Genomic DNA, 20,836 nt, shown 5'->3' with positions numbered 1-20,836 from the left:
GGAGGAGGTCAGACGCGCTCGACGACGGTGGCGATGCCCATGCCGCCGCCCACGCAGAGGGTGATCAGGCCGTAGCGCAGGTCGCGCCGCTCCAGCTCGTCGACGACGGTGCCGAGCAGCATCGCGCCGGTGGCGCCGAGCGGGTGGCCGAGGGCGATCGCGCCGCCGTTGACGTTCACCTGGTCGTGGCGGAAGCCCATCTCGCGGATGAAGCGGAGCGCGACCGCCGCGAAGGCCTCGTTGATCTCGACCAGGTCGATGTCGGCGGCGGTGAGGCCGGCCTTGGCGAGCGCCTTGCGGGTGGCCGGGGCGGGGCCGGTGAGCATGATGGTCGGCTCGGAGCCGGAGACCGCGGCGGAGACGATCCGGGCGCGCGGGCGGAGCCCGTACCGCTCGCCGACCTCGCGGTTGCCGATGGCGACCAGGGCGGCGCCGTCCACGATGCCGGAGGAGTTGCCGGCGTGGTGGACGTGGTCGATGGCCTCGACCCAGTGGTACTTCTGCAGGGCGACGGCGTCGAAGCCGCCGGCCTCGCCGATCGCGGCGAAGGAGGGCTTGAGGCCGGCCAGGGTCTCGACGGTGGTGCCGGGGCGGATGAACTCGTCGCGCTCCAGCACGACCAGGCCGTTGCGGTCGCGGACCGGGACGACCGAGCGGTCGAACAGGCCGTCCGCCTGGGCCTTGGCGGCGCGGGCCTGGGACTCGGCGGCGAAGCTGTCCACATCGGTGCGGGAGAAGCCCTCGATGGTGGCGATGAGGTCGGCGCCGATGCCCTGCGGCGCGAAGTTGGTCTCGTACGCCGTCATCGGGTCGGCGAACCAGGCGCCGCCGTCCGAGGCCATCTTGACCCGGGACATGGACTCCACGCCGCCGGCCAGGATCAGGTCCTCCCAGCCCGAACGGACCTTGGCGGCGGCCAGGTTGACGGCCTCCAGACCGGAGGCGCAGAAGCGGTTCTCCTGGACGCCGGCGACGGTGTCGGGCAGGCCGGCCGCGATGGCGGCGATCCGGGCGATGTCGGAGCCCTGATCGCCGATCGGGCTGACCACGCCGAGCACGATGTCGTCGATCGCGGCCGGGTCCAGCTCGGGGTGGCGGTGGCGGAGTTCGTGGATCAGGCCGACGACCAGGTCGATCGGCTTGGTGCCGTGCAGCGAGCCGTTGGCCTTGCCCCGGCCGCGCGGGGTGCGGATCGCGTCGTAGACGTACGCTTCGGTGGTCACGGTGGAGACGCCTTTCAGCGGGATTTCGGGGCAGGGATTTCGGGGCGGGGACTGCGGGGCGGGGGTTCGGACGGGGTTCGGACGGGGTTCGGACGGGGGTTCCGGGGACCGCGGGACCGCGGGACCGCGGGACCGCGGGTTCAGCCGAGGATCGAGCGGCCGACGATCTCCTTCATGATCTCGGTGGTGCCGCCGTAGATCGTCTGGATGCGCCCGTCGACGAACGCCCGGGCGACCGGGAACTCGCTCATGTAGCCGTAGCCGCCGTGCAGTTGGAGGCAGCGGTCAGCGGTGCGCTTCTGCAGCTCGGTGGCCCACCACTTGGCCATCGAGGCGTCGGCCGGGGTGAGCGCGTAGCGGTTGTGCTCGGTGATGCAGCGGTCGACGAAGGCCCGGGTGACGGCGCACTCGGTGGCCAGTTCGGCGATCTCGAAGCGGACGTGCTGGAGCTTGGACAGCGGACGGCCGAAGGCCTGGCGCTGCTTGACGTAGTCGGTGGTGATCTCGACCAGGTACTCGGCCCCGGCGATCGCGGCGACCGCGATGGCGAGCCGCTCCTGGGCGAGGTTCTGCATCAGGTGGATGAAGCCGCCGTTCAGCTCGCCGAGCAGGTTCTCCTTCGGCACCCGGACGTCCTGGAAGAACAACTCGGCGGTGTCCTGGGCCTTCTGGCCGATCTTGTCGAGGTTGCGGCCGCGCTCGAAGCCGGGCATGCCGCGCTCCACGACCAGCAGGCTGAGCCCGTGCGAGCCGCCCTCGGGGGTGGTGCGGGCGGCCACGACGACGAGGTCGGCGAGGATGCCGTTGGAGATGAAGGTCTTGGCACCGTTGAGCAGGAAGTGGTCACCCTGGTCGACCGCCTGGGTGCGGATGCCCTGCAGGTCGGAGCCGGTGCCGGGCTCGGTCATCGCGATCGCGGCGATCAGCTCGCCGGAGCAGAAGCCGGGCAGCCAGCGGCGCTTCTGCTCCTCGGTGGAGAGCGAGATCAGGTAGGGGCCGATGATGTCGTTGTGCAGGCCGATCGCCAGCCCGGCGGCGCCGGCCCGGGCGAACTCCTCGGCCAGCACGGCGGCGTAGCGGAAGTCCGCGGTCCCGCCGCCGCCGTACTCCTCGGGGACGGCGAGGCCCAGCAGGCCCTGGCGGCCGGCCGCGAGCCAGACCTCGCGGTCGACGACGCCCTCCCGCTCCCAGCGGTCGTAGTGCGGCAGCACCTCCTTGGCCAGGAAGGCCCGGACGGTGGCCCGGAAGTCCTCGTGCTGCTCGGTCATGATGTCCCGCTGCAACGCTACTCTCCTCGTTCCGGCGCGGAGTTGGGGTGAAGGTCCGGGACGCCCCAGTCCCGGGCCACCTCGGCGGTGTCCGCACCGGGCCGGGCCGGCGGGCGGCGCAGGGCGCCGGGGGTGGCGGAGAAGCGCGGGGCGGGGGCGGGCTGGGTGATGCCGTCCGCCTCGACGTAGGTGCCGCGCGCCGACAGGTGCCCGTCCGCGGCGGCCTGACGCATCGTCAGCACCGGCTCCACGCAGGCGTCGGAGCCCGCGAAGACGGCCTCCCACTCGGCCCTGGTCCGGGTGGCGAAGCGGGCGGCGATCAGGGCGCGCAGTTCGGGCCAGCGGGCGAGTTCGTACTGGCCGGGCGCGTCCGGGCCGAGCTCCAGCAGGCGGGCGAACTCGGCGTAGAAGCGCGGCTCCAGCGCGCCCACGGCCAGGTGCCCGCCGTCCGCCGTCCGGTAGATCGCGTAGAACGGCGCGCCGCCGTCCAGCAGGTTGGCGCCCCGGCGGTCCTGCCAGTGGCCGGCCGCGAGCAGGCCCCACAGGATGCTGCCGAGGTGCGCGGCGCCGTCCACGATCGCGGCGTCGACCACCTGGCCCTCGCCGGTGGCCCGGGAGTGGTGCAGGGCGGCGAGCAGGCCGACCACCAGGTAGAGCGAGCCGCCGGCGTAGTCGCCGAGCAGGTTGGCGGGGATCCCGGGCGGCTCGTCCGCGCCGCCGGCGCCGGCGACCAGCCCGAGCACCCCGGCGACCGCCGTGTACCCGAGGTCGTGCCCGGCGGTGGCGGCCCGCGGGCCGCTCTGGCCCCAGCCGGTCATCCGCCCGTAGACCAGGGCCGGGTTGCGGGCCAGGCAGGCCTGCGGGCCGACGCCCAGCCGCTCGGCGACGCCGGGCCGGTAGCCCTCGATCAGCAGGTCGGCGCGCTCGACCAGGCCGAGCACCAGCCCGGGGCCGTCCGGCGCCTTCAGGTCGATCAGCACCGAGCGCTTGTTGCGGTTGGTGAGGTCGTGGGCCGGGTCCGGCCCGACCGCCGGCGGCTCCGGCCGGTCGACCCGCACCACGTCGGCGCCGAGGTCGCCCAGCAGCATCGCCGCGAACGGGCCGGGCCCGATCCCGGCGAGCTCCACCACCCGCACCCCGGCCAGCGGGCCCGGGCCCGCCGCTCCCGGCCGCCCGCCCGGCTCCGGCGCACCGCTCGTGTCACGCACTGGCTGCTGAACCCTTCCGGTGGGTTTGACAGTAAAGCTGTAACACTCGTGATGATAGGGAAGCGACCGGCCGGTAACAAGCCCTCGCGCCGCGCCCGTTCGAGGCGCCGGATCCCTCTTGACGAACCCTTGACGAAGACCGCCGACCATCGCGCAACCGGTCACGCGGAGGGTGCGTCAGTACACCGACAGAGGCGGCCTGTACGGTCGACGTGCCACGGGGGGATCGACCCCTCTTCATGAATGAGGAGGACTGCACACGCATGGTTAGTGCCCAGTTCACCACGGGACCGGTCGCCCCGGCCCCGCTGCCCGCCCCCGCGTCGGCCCCGGTACCGCCCCCGGCATCGAGCACCGCCGCGACGGAGCCGCCCGCCAGGCTCGTCCTGGCGAGCGCCGGCAGCCCGCCCGGGCCCGCCTCCGCCGGCACCACCCAGCTCGACACCCCCCACGAACTGGCCGCTTCGGCCGGGATAGCCCGCCAGATCGGCACCGACCTCAACAGCGCCAACGGCAAGGCCGGCCCCGGCGCCCACAGCCTCACCGAGTACGCGAGCACCGCGTCCACCAAGATCCGCGGTTTCTCCTTCGGCGGCGCGCTCACCGGCAGCACCGAGCGCTGGATGCAGCAGTGCCAGGCGCTGCACGACCGGCTCGACGGCGCCGCCGGCAACCTCGACACGACCCAGCAGAACTACCAGAACAACGAAGCCCGGACCGCCGCCGATCTCCGCGCGCGCCAGTAACAGGGGGAACAGACGGATGGTGTCCTTCAAGGACCTTCACGAGGCCGACTTCGCCGCCATCAACGACGCCGCCGAGGCGTGGTCCGGCGTCGCCAAGGCCCTCACCTCCCTCGACGGCCGGGTCACCAAGGACCTCACCAGCACCGCGCAGCGGGCCGGCTGGAAGGGCACGGCCGCCGACAACGCCACCAAGGCCCTGCAGGGCATCGACAGCGACTTCAAGCAGGCCTCGACCGTCGCCACCGCGCTGGCCTCGATCATGAAGGCCGCCGCCGAGGACTTCGTCGCGGCCCGCCGCGAGCTCGACAAGGCGATCCAGGACGCGCAGGCCGACAGCATGACCGTCAGTGCGGACGGCACGGTCAACTGGAGCCTGCCGAAGGAGGCGCGGAACGACCCGGACAGCGCCACCCTGGCCCAGGGGCTGCGGACCAAGGCCGCGGGCTACTCGACCCGCCTGACGAAGGCCGTCGAGAAGGCCGCCGCCGCCGACCAGCGGGCCACCACCGCACTCCAGAGCGACATCGGCACCAGCACCACCTCCTTCAATCCCGCTCCGTACGGCGGCGGCCCGGTCGCCGACGCCAACCGGGCCAAGGACCTGATGTCCAAGGGCGGCAGCCTCAGCGATCCGGAGCTGAAGCAGCTGCAGGACCTCATGGCCGCCAACGCGGACAACAAGGACTTCGCGACCACCCTCCTCAACGGCCTCGACTACGGCGGGAAGACCGGCCCGGACGCCCTGCTGGAGTACTCCAAGGCCTACGGCGACCTCGCCCACGGCAACCACAACGCCAAGGGCTACCAGGACGTCTACGGCAGCCTGTCGACGGTCCTCGCCACGGCGACCCGCGACGGCGGCATGGGCAAGGACTGGGAGGACGGCCTCCTGAAGGCCGCCCGCCGTCCGGGAGGCTCGGCCGCGGGCTGGAACGACAACTACCCGGCGCTCACCTCGCTGATGGGCGCGGGCGGAAAGTTCGACAAGCCGTTCCTGCTCAAGGTCGGGAACGACCTGGTCGACTTCGAACGCACCAGCAAGACCAAGGGCGAGGACCTCTGGGGCCCGAAGTGGGAGGGCGGGGTCAACCAGTCCGACCCGATGGGCGGACTGATGAACGCGTTCAGCCACAACCCCGAGGCGTCCAAGGACTTCTTCGACCCCGGGAAGGGCAAGAACCTCGACTACCTGCTGCACGAGCGGAAGTGGCCCGCCCAGGGCAGCGAGCAGAACGCCGTCGACGGCTTCACGCCCTCCCGCACCGCGCTCGGCTACGCGCTGGAGGCGGCCACGACCGGTCGGGACCCGCACAGCGACCAGCCGGTCGTCCGCCCGCACGACAAGGTCATGTCCCAGATCATGGACGAGACGGTGAAGTCGTTCGCCGGCAGCGGCCAGGGCGACAAGACGTCCCTCCCGGCCGGACTCCGGCGGCCGATGGCCGACATGATCGCCGACTACGCCGCGGACATGCACGAGATCCTCGGGAAGAAGCTGTACGGGCCGTCCGAGCCGGACGGGCTCACCGTCACCCAGGACCAGCTGTTGCGCGTCATCCGGGGCGCCGCCGAGGACCCGGCGTCCTTCGCCCTCATCCAGCACGCGGAGACGCAGGAGATCGCCCGCCGTCTCGACGGGCTCGACCACGACGCCACCAAGCCGGATGTGACCGGCCGCCCGAACCCCAATCTGAACTCCCTCGTCCACGACTCCGCCTCGGCGCTCGGCGCGCTCGACGCGGTGTACGCCGACGCCGCCGTCGACCACGCGGACAGCGACAAGTCGGCCGAGGACTGGCGGGCGAAGATGAACTACCACCTGCTCGGCACACCCGCGAACCTGATCCCGGGAGTGGGCGACATCGCACAGCGCTACGTCGACATCGGGACCGCCACGTACGCCGATGCCGCCAAGGCCGAGATCGACACCAAGCTCAAGGACAATCTGAGCTCCCACTTCTCGGCGGGGCAGCAGCAGTTGGACGCGATGATCAACTACAAGATGGCCATGTCGGGATACTCGGCCGAGTCCCTCGACCTCACCGGCAGCGTCCCGCGGCAGCTCAAGGAGACAGCGGGAGACGGCTACCAGATCGGCATCGACAAGACCTACCGCACCGTCTTCGGCAGGGCGTGAACGCCGTGGGAACCAGCAGTGAGCACCCCGGCGACACCACGGGCGTGGCCCGCAAGGCCGACGCCGCACTCGACCGGCGCGGTTTCACCACGCGGGGGCTACGGCTGCGCCTGGCAGCGGTGGTGGCGGCGTTCTCCCTCGTCCCGATCGGGGCGGCGGGGTTCGCGCTGTACCGGCTGACGAACCTCGGCGGGCCGGACAGCGTGTGCGACGGGGTCGTGACAGCCGATCAGGTCCACGACCTCCTGGGGTCCGGACGGATCAGTGAACACAAGGGCACGTACTACTCGCCGACCGAGGACCGGACGGGCAACAGCTGCTCCGTCACGGTCAGTTCCGGCTTGATCGGGACCTCCGAGGAGACCGCGCGGTTCACCGTCCTCCTCGACTCCACGGACGGCCCGGGCCCGTTGGCCGCCTCGGACGCCCGGCTGTTCTCCGGGGAAGCGGCCGGTTCGGTGACCCCCGATTCCGCGTGGGCCGTGCTGCCCGAGGGGTGCGAGAAGGGCGTGCGCGCCGAAGTGCGCACCAGCAGGACGGGGCACGACGAAGCCAGGGCGCGGCTGGCCGTGGCGTTCGCCAACGGGGTGGCGAAGGCGCGCTCGTGCGGGGACGGGGCACCGCCGGCTCCGAAGGACCTGTCGGCGGAGGGGACCGGGACGCCACCGGACTGGGCCAATCTCTGCGGCCTGCCCGGATTCGCCCCGACCAGGAACCCCGAGGCGCTGTCGGACAACCGGCAGCAGGTCACCACCGGGTCGGCCCCGATCTGGTCCTGCACCGTCGGCAGCGGCCCGAAACCGGGCCACGGGTCGGAGCGTTTCGCGATCACGACGGAGCCGCGGACCACCGCCCTGACGCGGAAGGACGGCAAGGATCCGGCCGGGCCCGGGCGGGCCAAGTGGGTCGCCGGCGGGACGCTCGTCGTCACCTGCCAGGGCAAGGACGTCTTCTTCAGCCTCGACGGTGACTCCGGGCCGCTCTCGCTGTTCCCCGACAGCGACGCCCTGGTGCGGCAGTTCCTCACCGCCGGGGGCAAGGCGATCGGGTGTGAGCCGATCCTCTGAGGAAATGGGCGGGCGAGGAGCGGGGTAATGGCCTATGGTGCGCCGAGGCCATTACGTTCGACACGGGGGGAACACCCATGACCACCGCCCAGCAGCAGGGCCGCCGCAGCGTCGTCACCGTCTCCGAGCGGCTGGTGCTCAGCCGCCCGCAGGAGGGGGACCTGGAGGCGATGTTCGCTATCCACGGGGATCCGGAGACCAACCGGTACAACCCGAACGGCCCGCACCGGAACCGGGAGCAGAGCCGGGAGATGCTGGCCGGGTTCGTCGCCGACTGGGAGCGGGACGGCGTCGGGTACTGCGCCGTCGCCACCCGGGCGGAGCCGGCGGAGATCATCGGGTTCACCGGCCTGTTCCTGCACACCCTTGACGGCGAGCGGGTGTTCAACCTCTACTACCGGTACCGACCGTCCGCCTGGGGCCTCGGGTACGCGGCGGAGGCGGCCCGGGCGGCGATGGCCGAGGCGCTGCCCCGCTTCCCGGAGGTGCCGGTGACGGCCCTGATCCGGGCCGACAACCTGCCCTCCCGCCGGCTCGCCGAGCGGCTCGGCCTGGTGCCCGATCCGGACGGGCGGACCGATCCGCAGGAAGGGCGACTGATCCACCGCACGGCCTAGACCCGGGCGGCCGGATCCCCCGCCGGGGGGAGGGCGATCGCGCCACTGGGGCGAGGATTCGGCTCCTCCCGGGCGGGACGATGACGGTATGAGATTCGACGAACGCGCGGTCCGGACCGGCGCCGCCTGGACGGCGATGGCCGCGACCCTTCCGTACCTGACCCTCAAGCTGCTCTGGCTGGTCGGGTTCTCGGTGGGGGCGGACAACGCCGAGGCGCTGGACAAGCTCTGGGTGCCGAACCTGCTGAGCTTCGGGATGGACGCGATCGCCTTCGTTCTGGCTCTCGTCTTCATCCGACCGTGGGGGTGGCGGGTCCCGGCCGGACTGCTGGCGTTCCCGATGTGGGCGGCGACCGGCCTGCTCGGGACCATCCTGCTCGGGTTCCCGGTCTCCGTGGCCATCGACGTGGCGCTCGGCCCGGAGCACACCACCTCGCAGGCGCCGGACCCGGCTTTCTCCGGGCTCGCCAGCTGGGTCACGCCCCTGGTATACGGGGGCTTCACCGTCCAGGGCCTCGCGCTGATCACCGCCTTCCTGCTGTACGCCAGGCGGCGCTGGGGCGCGCTGGTGCGGGAGCGGATCGGCGACCTGCCCGACTCGCCGACCGTCGTCGTGCAGCGCTGCCTGGCCTGCGCCGCCGCCCTGCTCGCCGTGGGCGTCGCGGCGGCCCGCTGCTACTGGGCGGCGGGCGGCGACGCCGGACTGCCCGGCTCCCTGCGCGACAACGGCTACCGCGGCCCGGCCGTGCTGGACGCCGTGACCGCGATGATGGCGGTCGCCGCACCGGCGGCCCTGCTGATGCTGGTCTTCCGGTTCCGCCCGCAGCGGCGGCTGGTCTGGCCGGCGCTGGTGGCCTGGACCGCCTCCGGCTCGCTGGTCGGCTGGGGCGCCTGGCTGATGATCATGTACGGCACGACCGGGACCACGGTCCGGGACCTGCACCACGCGGTGCCCGGGCTGCTGCCGCTGGTGCAGTGCGCCCAGGTGGTGACCGGACTGCTGATCCTCGTGGCGGGCGCGCTGGCCCTGACCGAACGCGGAGCCCTGGCCTCCGGAAGGACCGCGTCGGCGCCCGCCGTTGACGTAGAGTCACCCGAGTGATCAAGGGGGAGGGCGGCGGACTGCGGCGCGCCGCAGCGGCACTGGTCGGGCACAAGGCACTGCTGCGCTGGGTGCACCTGGTGCTGGGCGGCGCCCTGCTGATGCCGTACTGGATGCTCTCCGTGGTGATCCTCGGCGGCTTCGGCCAGAACGTCGGGGTGCTGCACCAAATGCTGGTCCTGCTGGGCGCGCTGGTCACCTCGCTGCCGATGGCCGGCGTCACCGCGCTGGTGCCGATCGTCCGGGGCCTGGAGGGCGCGGCGGCCCGGGCGCTGTGCGCGGTCGAGCGGCCGGACGAACTGGCCGGCGGGCCGTCGCAGTCCTGGGCCGCGCGCCGGCGCACCGCGCTCTGGTACATGCTGCACGTGTTCCTCGGCGGGGTGGTCGCCGGGCTGACGCTCGGCGGCGGGAGCGGCGCGACCGCGCTGATCATCTCCGAGGCGGACGACGCCACGCCCTGGGCGAGCCGCTCCGCCGGCTGGCTGCTCGCCGGCCCGGCGCTCGGGCTCGGCCTCATCCTGCTGATCATCCTCACCAGCGCGGGCTCCGGCGCCCTGCTGGCCCGCTGCGCCCCCGTCCTGCTCGGCCCGACCCCGGAGGAGCGGCTGGCCGCCGCCGAACGCCGGGCCACCGTGCTCGCCCAGCGCAACCGGCTGGCCCGCGAACTGCACGACTCGGTCGGGCACGCGCTCAGCGCGGTCGGCATCCAGGCCTCGGCCGCCGCCCGGGTGCTGCGCAGCGACCCGGACTTCGCCGCCGAGGCGCTGCGGGCGATCGAGGAGACCGCCCGGGGTGCCGTCGCCGAACTGGACACCGTCCTGGGCCTGTTGCGCGAGGAGAGCCCGGAGGCCGCCGAACCGGCCGGGCCCACCCTCGCCGGGCTGGACGACCTGCTGCGCCAACTCGCCCGCACCGGGGTGACGGTGGACGCCGATCTCTCCCCCGGCCTCAAGGGCCTGCCCGCCGAGGTCTCCCGGGAGGCCTACCGGATCGTGCAGGAGGGCCTGACCAACGTGCTGCGGCACGCCGGCCCGGCGCCGGCCGGGCTGCGGGTCGCGCTGGCCGGGAGCCGGCTGGAGATCGAACTGACCAACCCGCTGGGCCCCGCCCGCCCCAGCCGCCCCGGCGGCGGGCGGGGGCTGCGCGGGATCGAGGAACGCGCGACGGCCCTGCGCGGCGGCAGCGCCGCCGGGCCGGACGACGACGGTACGACGTGGCGGCTGGCCGTCTGGCTGCCGGTGGGAGGAACCGCATGACCGAACAGAACCGCATGCCCGCACAGAACCGCATGGACGACCGGACCCACGAGGCCGACCGGACGCAGGAGGCCGACCGGATCCGCGTGGTGATCGCGGACGACGAGCGGCTGGTCCGGATGGGCCTGCGCGTGGTGATCGACGCCGAGCCCGACCTCACCGTGGTCGGCGAGGCCGCGGACGGCGCCGAAGTGGTGCCCCTGGTGCGCGAACTGCGGCCCGACGTGGTGCTGATGGACGTCCGGATGCCCGGGATCGACGGCATCCGGGCCACCGAGCAGCTGATCGGCGGGATGGCCGCGCCGCCGCGCATCCTGGTGGTCACCACCTTCGAGCACGACGACCACGTGTACGACGCGCTGCGCGCGGGCGCGGCCGGGTTCCTGCTGAAGCGGGCGCGGGCCGAGGAGATGGTCCAGGCGGTGCGGCTGGTCGCACGCGGGGACTCCCTGCTGTTCCCGGCCGCCGTGCGCGAGCTCGCGCTGCGGCACGGCGCGGCGGACGGCGGCCGGGAGGCGCCCGCGGCCGCGGACCGGGGGCCGATCGGGCGGCTGACCGAACGGGAGGGGCAGGTGCTGCGGCTGATGGCCTCCGGGCTCAACAACGGCGAGATCGCCAGGGAGCTGCTGGTCAGCCAGGAGACGGTGAAGACGCACGTCGGCAGCGTGCTGGCCAAGCTCGGCGCGCGGGACCGCACCCAGGCGGTCATCGCGGCGTACGAGTCGGGGTTCGTCCTGCCGGGGTGACCCCCGGGGATGCCGCGAGCGTCCCCACGGTGAACGCGGAGTGACGCCGGGTCGGCCACCCGGAGGTTCCGCCGGACGGTACCAGCGAGTAGAGTGCGACGTTCCCCCGTGAACCGCCCGATACCTCCCGTATCGCCTGGACCGAACTGGTGGCCGCATGAGCGTCCGGACCCGCCCCGCGCTGTGGTGGCGCGCGGCCATCGTGCTCTCGGCGGGCCTCGGCCTGACGCTCGGCACCGCACCGCTGGTGTACTTCACCGTGCAGAGCAACGTGATCGTGCTCGGCTACTTCATCGGCGCGGTGTACTGGATGCTCCGGCGCGACACCGTGGACGCGCCCGCGCCCCGGCTGCGCGGCGCCGCCACGCTGTACATCCTGATCACCGGACTGGTCTCGCACGTCCTGCTGCAGCACGGCGCCAACCCGCTGCCCGGGCTGGTCAGCGGACCGGACCGGCTCGCGCACTGGTCCTCCTTCTTCCTGCACTACGTCACGCCGGTGCTGGTGATCGCCGACTGGCTGGTGCTGAAGCCGCGCAACGCGGCCGCCTGGAAGGACATCCCGCTCTGGCTGGCCTTCCCGCTCGGCTACGCGGCGATCGTGCTCACCCGCAACGCGCTGTTCGACGACTACCCGACGCCCTACCCGTACTTCTTCTTCGACCCGACCACCAAGGGCTACGGCTACGTGTGGGGCCAGATCGCCCTGCTGACGGTCGAGTTCGTCGTGCTCGCCGCGGCCGTCGTCGGGCTGGACCGGCTCGGCACGCTGGCCGCCGGCCGGCTGAGGCCGGCCCGGCCGTAGCGTCGGCCGCGGCCGAAGTCCTCGGTCGGGCCGAAGTCCTCGGTCGGGCCGACGAGCCGTTCAGGGACACCGCCCTGGACACGGCCCGCCGGGTGCTCACCGAGGACGCCCAGGGCGGCCAAGGCGCCCAGGGCGACCAGGGCCGGCGGCGGTCGGACCGGCAGCGGTAGCCGTCACATCGGATCCACCCCCCGCAGCTCGCCGTCCAGCTCCAGCCACCGGGTGATGCCCAGCCCGCGCAGGAACGGCAGGTCGTGGCTGGCCACGATCAGCGCCCCCTGGTAGGCGGCGAGCGCCTGGGTGAGCTGGCGGACGCTGGCCAGGTCGAGGTTGTTGGTCGGCTCGTCGAGCAGCAGCAGCTGCGGCGGCGGGTCGGCCAGCAACAGGGCGGCCAGGGTGGCCCGGAACCGCTCGCCGCCGGACAGCGTGCCGGCCTCCTGCTCGGCCCGGGCGCCGCGGAACAGGAAGCGGGCGAGCCGGGCACGGATCGCGTTGTCCCCGGCGGCCGGGGCGAACAGCTTGACGTTCTGCACGACGGTGAGCCCGTCGTCCAGCAGGTCGAGCCGCTGCGGCAGGTGGCGCAGCGGCACCGGGGTGGTCACCTCGCCCGCCCGCGGGGGGAGTTCGCCCGCGATGGTGCGCAGCAGGGTGGTCTTCCCCGCGCCGTTGCCGCCGACCAGGGCGATCCGCTCGGGCCCGCGCAGGTCGAGCTCGGCGGTGGCGCCGTTCGGCAGCCGGACCTTCTGGAGGGTGAGCACGGTGCGCCCGGCCGGCACGGCGGTGCGCGGCAGATCGATCCGGATCTCGGCGTCGTCGCGCACCGCCTCCTCGGCGACGGCGAGGCGCTGCTTGGCCTCCTCCAGCCGTTCGGTGTGCATGCCCTGGAGCCGCCCGGCGGTCTCCTGACCCTTGCGCTTGAGCATGCCGGCGAAGATGTGCGGGTCGTTGCGGGTGACCGAGCGCTTCTTGCCGTACGCCGCGCTGCGGTCCAGCCGGGTGCGGGCCTCGACCAAGTCCCGTTTCTGGCGCTGGACGTCGGCCTCGGCGTTGCGCAGCAGGCGCTCGGCCGTCTCCTGCTGGGCCGTGAGGGTGCGCTCGTAGTCCTCGAAGTTGCCGCCGTACCAGGTGACTTCGCCGTCCCGGAGGTCGGCGATCTGGTCCACGTGCGCGAGCAGCTCGCGGTCGTGGCTGACGATCAGCAGGACGCCGTGCCAGCCGGCCACCGTCTCGTACAGCCGCTCGCGGGCGGCGCGGTCGAGGTTGTTGGTCGGCTCGTCCAGCAGCAGGACGTCGGGGCGGCGCAGCAGCAGGGCGGCCAGGCGCAGCAGCACGGCCTCGCCGCCGGAGAGTTCGCCGGTGGTGCGGTCCAGGCCGAGGCGACGCAGGCCGAGCCGGTCGAGGGTCGCGCGGGCACGCTCCTCGACGTCCCAGTCGTCCCCGACCGCGTCGAAGTGGCGCTGGTCGGTGTCGCCGGACTCGATGGCGAGCAGGGCCTCGCGGGCGGCCCGGATGCCGAGCGCCTCGTCGACCCGCAGGCCGGTGTCGAGCGTCAGGCCCTGCGGCAGGTAGCCGAGTTCACCGGCGACCCGGACGGCGCCGCGGGTGGGCGTGAGGTCTCCGGCGATGAGCCGCAGCAGGGTGGACTTGCCGGCGCCGTTGAGCCCGATCAGGCCGGTGCGGCCGGGGCCGACCGCGAGGTTGAAGCCGTCGAGGACGGGCTTGCCGTCCGGCCATTCGAAGGCGAGGTCGGTGCAGAGGACGGCGGTGGTGGGTTGTGCCATGGGGGCCTCCCGGGTGGTTGCCGATGGGGTGGTGAGCAACACGGGAAGACACCGCGGGTGCGGAGACCGGGACGGCCGGAGGAAAGGGGTGGCGCGGATCAGGGGCGCCACGGGCCGTGACTGAGGTCGCACACTTCGCGCACCGCGCGGCGGCAGGGGCCTGCGCGGCGGGGCGGTGTCTCAGGACCTCAGTAGAGCAACGGCCTTCTCCTTGTCTGGCGGATGACATCGGCAACGCTAGGCGGCCCGGCGGGCGTGTGCAACCGAATTACCCGGCGGAGGCACCGTGCCGATCCGGTGCCGATCCGGTGACAGCCCGGCACCGGACGGGGTCGGCCGCCGGTGGCCGCCCGTCCGCATGGCAGACTCCTGACCTGCCATGCCTGCGGCCCCACGGGGCCGTACCCGCGGATGGGGACGCATGGCGGTAGTCAACAGGGGGATTTGAAACCATGTCACCGATAACCCGGTCGAGCCGTGCCGTCCTGGGCGCCTCCGTCGCCGCGCTGACCGTCCTGGCCGCCACCGCCTGCGGCCCCGACAACAGCGACCCGGTCGGCGCCCAGACCGCGGCGCCGACCGTCGCGGGCAGCGCCACCGGGAAGCCGGCGCCGTTCAAGCTGCCGACCGTCGAAGAGCTGAAGACCTGGAAGTTCGAGGACTGGGACAAGTGGGCCCAGGCGAACGTCGTCACTCCGGCCGTCAAGGGCTACTGGAACCTGCAGAAGCTGCTGAACGCCAAGCCGAAGCCGATGCCGCAGCCGCCGGCGGACCCGACCCAGCCGCCCGCGCAGCCCACCAGCGCCGCGCCGGCCCAGCCGGGCGCCACCCAGCCGCCGGCCGTCCCCGGCCAGATGCCGAACGTCGTCCCGGCGAAGCCGGTGGCGCACCCGTTCGCGAAGAACCTGCACGTCAACGGCAAGATCTTCTTCAAGGACGGCAACGAGGACTACGTCTGCTCCGGCACCGTCGTCTCCGACCCGGCGAACCCCGGCAAGAGCAACCTGGTGTGGACCGCCAGCCACTGCCTGCACGGCGGCAAGGGCGGCAAGTACTACACCAACATCACCTTCGCCCCCGCCTACAACAGCAACGGTCTGCTGAGCGGCGGCAAGCAGGGCGACGAGGCCGCCGCCGAGCCGTACGGCGAGTGGGGCGCCACCGCCGGCATGGTCTCGCCGCAGTGGACGGCCGAGGCCGACCCGGAGAAGGGCGGCCCGTGGAGCCAGTACGACTTCGGCATCATCAAGGTGGCCAACCCCAACGGCGGCAAGTCGCTGGAGGAGACCGTCGGCGGCTCGGTGCCGCTGTGGTTCAACGCCCCGCGTGAGCAGCTGTCCGTGACCAGCTACGGCTACCCGGCCGGCAAGCCCTTCGACGGCGTCGAGCTGGAGCACTGCGACGGCGGCAAGCCGGCCGCGAAGCCCGGCGAGCCGAGCCGCCCGGCGATGCTGGCGATCGGCTGCAACATGACCGGCGGCAGCAGCGGCGGCGGCTGGTACGCCACCAAGGACGGCAAGCCGGCCCTGGTCAGCGACACCTCCATCGGCAACAACGCCAACACCTACGAGGCGGGCCCGTACCTGGAGGACGTGGCGGCGCACATGTTCGACTACTTCACCAAGAAGTCGAAGTGACCCGCCGGGCCGACCGAGCCCGCTGAGTGACCGGCCCGGGGGCCGCGGCGAGCACCGCCGCGGCCCCCGCGCTTTTCCGCCGCCCGCCCCCGTCCTCCTACAATCGGGCTCATCATGAGCGCCACACTCGTAGTCAAGGACCTCAGCGCCGGCCACGGCGAACGCACCCTCTTCTCCGGCCTGGACCTGGTGGTCGCCCCCGGTGACGTGATCGGCCTGGTCGGGGTGAACGGCGCCGGCAAGTCGACCCTGCTGCGGCTGCTGGCCGGCCTGGACACCCCCGAGGGCGGCTCGCTGCGGCTCAGCCCGGCGAGCGCCAACGTCGGCCACCTGCCGCAGGAGCCGGAGCGGCGCGAGGGCGAGTCGGTGCGCGCGTTCCTGGCCCGCCGCACCGGCGTGGCGGCCGCCCAGGCCGCGCTGGACGAGGCCACCGAGGGCCTGGTCGAGGGCCGCCCGGGCGCCGACGACGCCTACGCGGCGAGCCTGGACCGCTGGCTCGACCTCGGCGGCGCCGACCTGGACGAGCGCGCCGAGGAGGTCGCCGACTCGCTCGGCCTGAAGGTCTCCCTGGACCTGCCGATGACGGCGCTGTCCGGCGGCCAGGCCGCCCGCGCCGGCCTCGCCTCGCTGCTGCTCTCCCGCTACGACGTCTTCCTGCTGGACGAGCCCACCAACGACCTCGACCTGGACGGCCTGGACCGGCTGGAGGCCTTCGTCAAGGGCCTGCGTGCCGGCACCGTGGTGATCAGCCACGACCGCGAGTTCCTGGCCCGCACCGTCACCAAGGTGCTGGAGCTCGACCTGCACCAGCAGCAGGTCAACCTCTACGGCGGCGGCTACGAGTCGTACCTGGAGGAGCGCGCGGTGGCCCGCCGGCACGCCCGCGAGGCGTACGAGGACTACGCGGACACCAGGTCCTCGCTGGAGGCCCGGGCGCAGATGCAGCGCAACTGGATGGAGCACGGCGTCCGCAACGCCCGCCGCAAGGGCGGCGACAACGACAAGAACGCCAAGGCGAAGCGCACCGAGTCCACCGAGAAGCAGGCCTCCAAGGCCCGGCAGACCCAGCGGATGATCGAGCGGCTGGACGTGGTCGAGGAGCCGCGCAAGGAGTGGGAGCTGCGGATGGAGATCGCGGCGGCGCCGCGCTCCGGCGCGGTGGTCGCCACCCTGCGCGGGGCCCTCGCCCGGCGCGGCGGCTTCACCCTCGGGCCGGTGGACCTGCAGCTCGACTGGGCGGACCGGGTCGCCATCACCGGCGCCAACGGCGCGGGCAAGTCGACGCTGCTGGCCGCCCTCCTCGGCCGGCTCGAACTCGACGGCGGCAGCGCCGCGTTGGGCTCGGGAGTGGTGGTCGGCGAGGTCGACCAGGCGCGCGGGCTGTTCCTCGGCGAGGAGAAGCTGATCGACGCCTTCGCCGCCGCCGTCCCGGAGTCCAGCCCGGAGGACGTGCGCACCCTGCTGGCCAAGTTCGGCCTGAAGGCGGTGCACGTGCTGCGCCCGGCCGACACCCTCTCCCCCGGCGAGCGCACCCGGGCCGCGCTGGCGCTGCTGCAGGCCCGCGGGGTGAACCTGCTGGTGCTCGACGAGCCCACCAACCACCTGGACCTGCCCGCGATCGAGCAGCTGGAGTCCGCGCTGGCCACCTACACCGGCACCCTGCTGCTGGTCACCCACGACCGGCGGATGCTGGACGCCGTGTCGGTGAACCGGCGGATCGAGGTCCGGGACGGGCGGGTGCACGAGCTCTGACGCCCCCGGCCGGGGGTGCCCGCGCGCCCGGGAATTGGTCTCGACCTCTTCCCGGGCGCGTCGCCATGTGCTCTGCTGTCGCCCATGGTTGAGAACGTTGAGAGCGTTGAGAGCACAGCGACGTCGTACCCGACCGTCCCGCTCACCCCGATGACGGTGCCCGCCCACGAGGCCGAGGCCCGCGGCAAGGCGTTCCACGACGTGATGGCGCAGCGCCGGACCGTCCGCGACTACTCCACCCGCCCGATCCCGGAGGGGGTGGTCGAGTGGGCGGTCCGCACCGCGAGCACCGCGCCCAGCGGCGCGCACGTCCAGCCCTGGCGGTTCGTGGTGATCACCGACCCGGACCGCAAGCGGCGGCTGCGCGAGGCCGCCGAGGCCGAGGAGCGCGAGTTCTACGCCCACCGGGCCTCGGAGGAGTGGCTGACCGCGCTGGCGCCGATCGGCACCGACTGGCAGAAGCCGTTCCTGGAGGACGCGCCCGCGGTGATCGTGGTGTTCGAGGTGCACAAGGGCCCGCAGTCGCCGCGCCCGTACTACACCAAGGAGTCGGTGGGGATCGCGGTCGGGCTGCTGCTGGCCTCGCTGCACCAGGCCGGGCTGGCCACGCTGACCCACACCCCGAGCCCGATGCGGTTCCTGAACGAGGTGTGCGACCGCCCGGCGGAGGAGCGCGCCGCGTACGTGATCCCGGTCGGCTACCCGGCCGAGGGCGCGCGGGTGCCGGACCTGCGGCGCAAGGAACTCGAAGAGGTGCTGGTCCGGCTCTGACCGATCGGCGCGCGCCCCGCGGCCCCTGGGCCGCGCCCTGCGTCCGGGGGGCCGCGCGTGGCGGCGGGTTCGGGCCGGGACGATAATCCCCGCCATGAGCCACGTACAGCCACGCTCCTGTACCCCCGCCCCGGCCCGGGCGCGCGAGGCGACCACCGGGCGGCCGCCCGAGCTGCTGCGGCTGCCCGGCGGGCTCCGGCTGCGCCGGCGCCGCAGCTGCCACGCGGCGGCGCTGAACCAGGCGCTGCGGGCCAACCTGGAGCACCTGCGGCCGTGGCTGGAGTGGGCGGCCGAGGCGCCGAGCCGGGCCCGTACGGTCGAGCTGACCCGGGCCGGGGCGGCCGCCTGGGAGGCCGGCACCGACTTCCTGTACCTGGCCGGGCTGGACGCCGAACCGGGCGGCGTGGTCGGCGCGTTCGGCCTGCACGGGCGGGTCGGCCCGGGGGCGCTGGAGATCGGCTACTGGGTGGCCGAGCGGCACGTCGGCCGCGGCATCGCGACCACCGCGGCCGGGGCGCTGACCGAGGCCGCGCTGGCGCTGCCCGGGATCGCGCGGGTGGAGATCCGCTGCGACCAGGCGAACGCGGCCAGCGCGGCCGTCCCGCGCAAGCTCGGCTACCGGCTGGACCGGGTCGCCGAGGCCGACGTCCGGGCCCCGGCGGAGACCGGACGGCAGCTGGTCTGGGTCATGGAGCGGTAGTCCGCGCCCTCAGTACCGGTCGCCGGTCGGCACCGGCAGCGCGTCCAGCTCGGCGAGGTCGGCCGCGGACAGCTCGATCCCGGCCGCGCCCACGTTGTCCGCCAGGTAGCGCGGCGTCTTGGTGCCCGGGATCGGGAAGACGTACCGGCCCTGCGCCAGCACCCAGGCCAGCGCGACCCGCGCGGGGGTGCTGCCGATCCGCTCGGCGATCTCCCGGACCCGGCCGACCAGCGCCAGGTTCGCCTTCAGCGCGTCCTGCTGGAAGCGCGGCAGCCGGCGGCGGAAGTCGTCGGCGGGCAGCTCGTCGAAGGAGGAGATGCTGCCGGTCAGGAAGCCCCGGCCGAGCGGCGAGAACGGCAGGAAGGCGATGCCCTGCTCCTCGGTGTACGGCAGCACCTCGGCCAGTGCGTCCCGGGTCCACAGCGACAGTTCGGACTGCACGGAGGCGACGGGGTGCACCGCCTGCGCCCGCTTGATCTCCTCGACGCCCACCTCGGAGAGCCCGATCCGCAGCGCCTTGCCCGCCCGGACGGCCTCGGCGAGCGCGCCCCAGGTCTCCTCGATCGGGACGGCCGGGTCGACCCGGTGCAGCTGGTAGAGGTCGACGTGGTCGGTGCCGAGCCGGCGCAGACTCTCGTCGATCGAGCGCCGCACGTGCTCGGGGCGGCCGTCGCGCTCCAGCTGGCCCGCGCCGCCGGGGACGATGCCCACCTTGGTGGCCAGGAACGCGCGCTCCCGGTACGGGCCGGCCAGCGCGGCGCCGACCACCTCCTCGTTGGTGTACGGGCCGTACATGTCGGCGGTGTCGAACAGGGTGACGCCGAGGTCCAGCGCCTGCCGGATCACCGCGACGGACTTCTCGTCGTCGCGGCTGCGGACGTCGTAGGCCCAGGTCATCCCCATGCAGCCGAGGCCGAGGACGCCGACCTCGGGTCCGTTGCTGCCGAACGCGGCCTTGCGCATGACGGGTGCTCCGATCTGGTGGTGACGGGTGGTGCGGTGGATCGACGCGGCCAGCTTGCCGGTTGGAGTGCACTCCAGGTCAAGTGCGCTCCAGCTCGAGCGCGCCCCGATCCGTGTGCCCTCCGAACCGCGCGCGCCCCGGTCCTCGATCTCCCGGCGTTCGTGCGGTCATCGCCCCGCCACAGGGGTGCGGGCGGGGGCGTGCGCCCGGAGCTTCACCACCGGCTGCGGCGCTCCGGACGTCCGGCGCGGGAGTTCGCCCCCGGACGGCCCGCCCGGATCCGCCGCTCCCCCACGGGCGGGCGCCCGGCAAACCGGCACGCGGGGGCATATGCCTCCGCCACCTGCACCACCGGGCGCCGCCCGCCCGATCTTGGCAGGGCCGTCCGGGCCGGTCGACGCTCTGTGTGCGGCCGACCAGGCCCCTCGTGTCCGAGTTGGGGAGGAACCCATGTCCGTCTCTCGCCTGCGCATCACCGCCGTCACCCTGCTGGTGGCCAGCGCCACCGTGCTCGCCGCCCCGGCCCAGGCCGCCGGCGGGCACCGCGCGGCCAGCCGCTTCGACGACGGCAGCTTCGAGTCGCCCAAGGCCCCGGCGAACGGCTTCACCGAGCTCACCGCCGGCCAGACCATCGGCCCGTGGCAGGTCACCGGCGGCAGCGTCGACCTGATCGGCGCCGGCCTCTGGCAGGCCGCCGAGGGCGACCAGTCGCTCGACCTCAACGGCAACGCCGCCGGCACCGTCGCGCAGACCTTCACCACCACCCCCGGCGCCACCTACTCGGTGACGTACGCGCTGGCCGGCAACCCCGGGGGCGCACCCGCCCTGAAGACCGGCCGGGCGGAGATCGACGGCCAGGACTTCCAGGACTTCTCCTTCGACGTCACCGGCAAGACCACGGCCGACATGGGCTACGTGGGGCGGCAGTTCAGCTTCGTCGCGCGCAACTCCACCACCACGCTGAGCTTCGCCAGCACCAACCCGGGCGCGTTCGGCCCGGTGCTCGACGACGTCCAGGTGAAGGAGTGCAAGCCCTGCTGCGGCTGACCCGACATC

The 20,836-nt window shown here is 73.5% G+C and carries 18 protein-coding genes; 13 read left to right on the top strand and 5 right to left on the bottom strand.

The features are described from left to right. Positions 1 to 8: 8 nt before the first annotated feature. From ACPC54_RS02670 to ACPC54_RS02660, 3 genes are all read right to left on the bottom strand, one after another. Positions 9 to 1,223 carry an acetyl-CoA C-acetyltransferase gene (locus ACPC54_RS02670; protein WP_498960389.1) on the bottom strand — a complete coding sequence of 405 codons (1,215 nt, stop codon included), beginning with the start codon at positions 1,221 to 1,223 and terminating at the stop codon, positions 9 to 11. Positions 1,224 to 1,363: 140 nt separating this feature from the next. Continuing rightward, entirely contained in the window at positions 1,364 to 2,506 is a 1,143-nt protein-coding gene (locus ACPC54_RS02665) for an acyl-CoA dehydrogenase family protein (RefSeq protein ID WP_498960387.1), read from the bottom strand. 2 nt (positions 2,507 to 2,508) lie between these two features. Further along, entirely contained in the window at positions 2,509 to 3,699 is a 1,191-nt protein-coding gene (locus tag ACPC54_RS02660) for a CaiB/BaiF CoA transferase family protein (RefSeq protein ID WP_498960385.1), read from the bottom strand. Between the two features lie 263 nt (positions 3,700 to 3,962). Between ACPC54_RS02660 and ACPC54_RS02655 the strand changes: the two genes are divergently transcribed. The 8 genes from ACPC54_RS02655 to ACPC54_RS02620 all read left to right on the top strand — a co-directional run bounded on the left by ACPC54_RS02655 (position 3,963) and on the right by ACPC54_RS02620 (position 12,175). Continuing rightward, on the top strand, positions 3,963 to 4,445 hold the full coding sequence (locus ACPC54_RS02655; RefSeq protein WP_498960383.1) for a hypothetical protein: 483 nt from the start codon (positions 3,963 to 3,965) through the stop codon (positions 4,443 to 4,445). 16 nt (positions 4,446 to 4,461) lie between these two features. Continuing rightward, positions 4,462 to 6,582 (top strand): hypothetical protein, encoded by a 2,121-nt coding sequence (locus ACPC54_RS02650; protein ID WP_498960381.1) that lies wholly within the window; start codon positions 4,462 to 4,464, stop codon positions 6,580 to 6,582. 5 nt (positions 6,583 to 6,587) lie between these two features. After that, the gene (locus tag ACPC54_RS02645; RefSeq protein WP_498960379.1) at positions 6,588 to 7,649 is read left to right on the top strand and encodes a hypothetical protein; all 1,062 of its coding nucleotides are present in this window, start codon (positions 6,588 to 6,590) and stop codon (positions 7,647 to 7,649) included. Positions 7,650 to 7,726: 77 nt separating this feature from the next. Next, positions 7,727 to 8,266 (top strand): GNAT family N-acetyltransferase, encoded by a 540-nt coding sequence (locus ACPC54_RS02640; protein WP_498960377.1) that lies wholly within the window; start codon positions 7,727 to 7,729, stop codon positions 8,264 to 8,266. 88 nt (positions 8,267 to 8,354) lie between these two features. Next, on the top strand, positions 8,355 to 9,368 hold the full coding sequence (locus ACPC54_RS02635; protein WP_498960375.1) for a hypothetical protein: 1,014 nt from the start codon (positions 8,355 to 8,357) through the stop codon (positions 9,366 to 9,368). Continuing rightward, entirely contained in the window at positions 9,365 to 10,624 is a 1,260-nt protein-coding gene (locus ACPC54_RS02630) for a sensor histidine kinase (RefSeq protein WP_498960373.1), read from the top strand. Before ACPC54_RS02635 ends, ACPC54_RS02630 begins: the two co-directional genes overlap by 4 nt. A 32-nt stretch (positions 10,625 to 10,656) precedes the next feature. Next, positions 10,657 to 11,370 (top strand): response regulator, encoded by a 714-nt coding sequence (locus ACPC54_RS02625; protein ID WP_498960564.1) that lies wholly within the window; start codon positions 10,657 to 10,659, stop codon positions 11,368 to 11,370. Positions 11,371 to 11,527: 157 nt separating this feature from the next. Further along, positions 11,528 to 12,175, top strand: a complete 648-nt coding sequence (locus ACPC54_RS02620) for a Pr6Pr family membrane protein (protein ID WP_498960371.1) — start codon at positions 11,528 to 11,530, stop codon at positions 12,173 to 12,175. 173 nt (positions 12,176 to 12,348) lie between these two features. Here ACPC54_RS02620 and ACPC54_RS02615 read toward each other — a convergent pair whose 3' ends face one another. Continuing rightward, positions 12,349 to 13,956: an ABC-F family ATP-binding cassette domain-containing protein gene (locus ACPC54_RS02615; protein ID WP_498960369.1), complete on the bottom strand. Its 1,608-nt coding sequence runs from the start codon at positions 13,954 to 13,956 to the stop codon at positions 12,349 to 12,351. Between the two features lie 452 nt (positions 13,957 to 14,408). Here ACPC54_RS02615 and ACPC54_RS02610 point away from each other — a divergent pair, with 452 nt between their 5' ends. The 4 genes from ACPC54_RS02610 to ACPC54_RS02595 all read left to right on the top strand — a co-directional run bounded on the left by ACPC54_RS02610 (position 14,409) and on the right by ACPC54_RS02595 (position 18,816). Further along, positions 14,409 to 15,593: a trypsin-like serine peptidase gene (locus ACPC54_RS02610; RefSeq protein WP_498960367.1), complete on the top strand. Its 1,185-nt coding sequence runs from the start codon at positions 14,409 to 14,411 to the stop codon at positions 15,591 to 15,593. Positions 15,594 to 15,707: 114 nt separating this feature from the next. Further along, positions 15,708 to 17,345 (top strand): ABC-F family ATP-binding cassette domain-containing protein, encoded by a 1,638-nt coding sequence (locus ACPC54_RS02605; RefSeq protein ID WP_498960365.1) that lies wholly within the window; start codon positions 15,708 to 15,710, stop codon positions 17,343 to 17,345. 84 nt (positions 17,346 to 17,429) lie between these two features. Next, a complete protein-coding gene (locus tag ACPC54_RS02600; RefSeq protein ID WP_498960363.1) occupies positions 17,430 to 18,116 on the top strand; it encodes a nitroreductase family protein in 687 nt (228 codons plus the stop codon). Positions 18,117 to 18,210: 94 nt separating this feature from the next. Next, positions 18,211 to 18,816, top strand: coding sequence for a GNAT family N-acetyltransferase (locus ACPC54_RS02595; RefSeq protein WP_498960361.1), 606 nt, complete (start codon positions 18,211 to 18,213; stop codon positions 18,814 to 18,816). Between the two features lie 9 nt (positions 18,817 to 18,825). Here ACPC54_RS02595 and ACPC54_RS02590 read toward each other — a convergent pair whose 3' ends face one another. Continuing rightward, a complete protein-coding gene (locus ACPC54_RS02590; RefSeq protein WP_498960359.1) occupies positions 18,826 to 19,779 on the bottom strand; it encodes an aldo/keto reductase in 954 nt (317 codons plus the stop codon). 451 nt (positions 19,780 to 20,230) lie between these two features. On the opposite strand from ACPC54_RS02590, the gene ACPC54_RS02585 reads away from it, so the two are divergent. Then, the gene (locus ACPC54_RS02585) at positions 20,231 to 20,827 is read left to right on the top strand and encodes a choice-of-anchor C family protein (protein WP_498960357.1); all 597 of its coding nucleotides are present in this window, start codon (positions 20,231 to 20,233) and stop codon (positions 20,825 to 20,827) included. Positions 20,828 to 20,836 lie beyond the last annotated feature (9 nt).

This window comes from Kitasatospora sp. NPDC094028 (genome assembly GCF_049543595.1).
In the GTDB taxonomy this organism is placed as follows: domain Bacteria; phylum Actinomycetota; class Actinomycetes; order Streptomycetales; family Streptomycetaceae; genus Kitasatospora.
This window is presented reverse-complemented; position numbering and strand designations above follow the sequence as displayed.

What these genes read in the sequence shown, in the direction of transcription:
- ACPC54_RS02650 (WP_498960381.1), top strand. Translation starts at nt 4,462, where the DNA reads ATGGTGTCCTTCAAGGACCTTCACGAGGCCGACTTCGCCGCCATCAAC.
- ACPC54_RS02635 (WP_498960375.1), top strand. Translation starts at nt 8,355, where the DNA reads ATGAGATTCGACGAACGCGCGGTCCGGACCGGCGCCGCCTGGACGGCG.
- ACPC54_RS02595 (WP_498960361.1), top strand. Translation starts at nt 18,211, where the DNA reads ATGAGCCACGTACAGCCACGCTCCTGTACCCCCGCCCCGGCCCGGGCG.
- ACPC54_RS02640 (WP_498960377.1), top strand. Translation starts at nt 7,727, where the DNA reads ATGACCACCGCCCAGCAGCAGGGCCGCCGCAGCGTCGTCACCGTCTCC.
- ACPC54_RS02655 (WP_498960383.1), top strand. Translation starts at nt 3,963, where the DNA reads ATGGTTAGTGCCCAGTTCACCACGGGACCGGTCGCCCCGGCCCCGCTG.
- ACPC54_RS02625 (WP_498960564.1), top strand. Translation starts at nt 10,657, where the DNA reads ATGGACGACCGGACCCACGAGGCCGACCGGACGCAGGAGGCCGACCGG.
- ACPC54_RS02590 (WP_498960359.1), bottom strand. Translation starts at nt 19,779, where the DNA reads ATGCGCAAGGCCGCGTTCGGCAGCAACGGACCCGAGGTCGGCGTCCTC.
- ACPC54_RS02600 (WP_498960363.1), top strand. Translation starts at nt 17,430, where the DNA reads ATGGTTGAGAACGTTGAGAGCGTTGAGAGCACAGCGACGTCGTACCCG.
- ACPC54_RS02610 (WP_498960367.1), top strand. Translation starts at nt 14,409, where the DNA reads ATGTCACCGATAACCCGGTCGAGCCGTGCCGTCCTGGGCGCCTCCGTC.
- ACPC54_RS02620 (WP_498960371.1), top strand. Translation starts at nt 11,528, where the DNA reads ATGAGCGTCCGGACCCGCCCCGCGCTGTGGTGGCGCGCGGCCATCGTG.
- ACPC54_RS02605 (WP_498960365.1), top strand. Translation starts at nt 15,708, where the DNA reads ATGAGCGCCACACTCGTAGTCAAGGACCTCAGCGCCGGCCACGGCGAA.
- ACPC54_RS02585 (WP_498960357.1), top strand. Translation starts at nt 20,231, where the DNA reads ATGTCCGTCTCTCGCCTGCGCATCACCGCCGTCACCCTGCTGGTGGCC.
- ACPC54_RS02615 (WP_498960369.1), bottom strand. Translation starts at nt 13,956, where the DNA reads ATGGCACAACCCACCACCGCCGTCCTCTGCACCGACCTCGCCTTCGAA.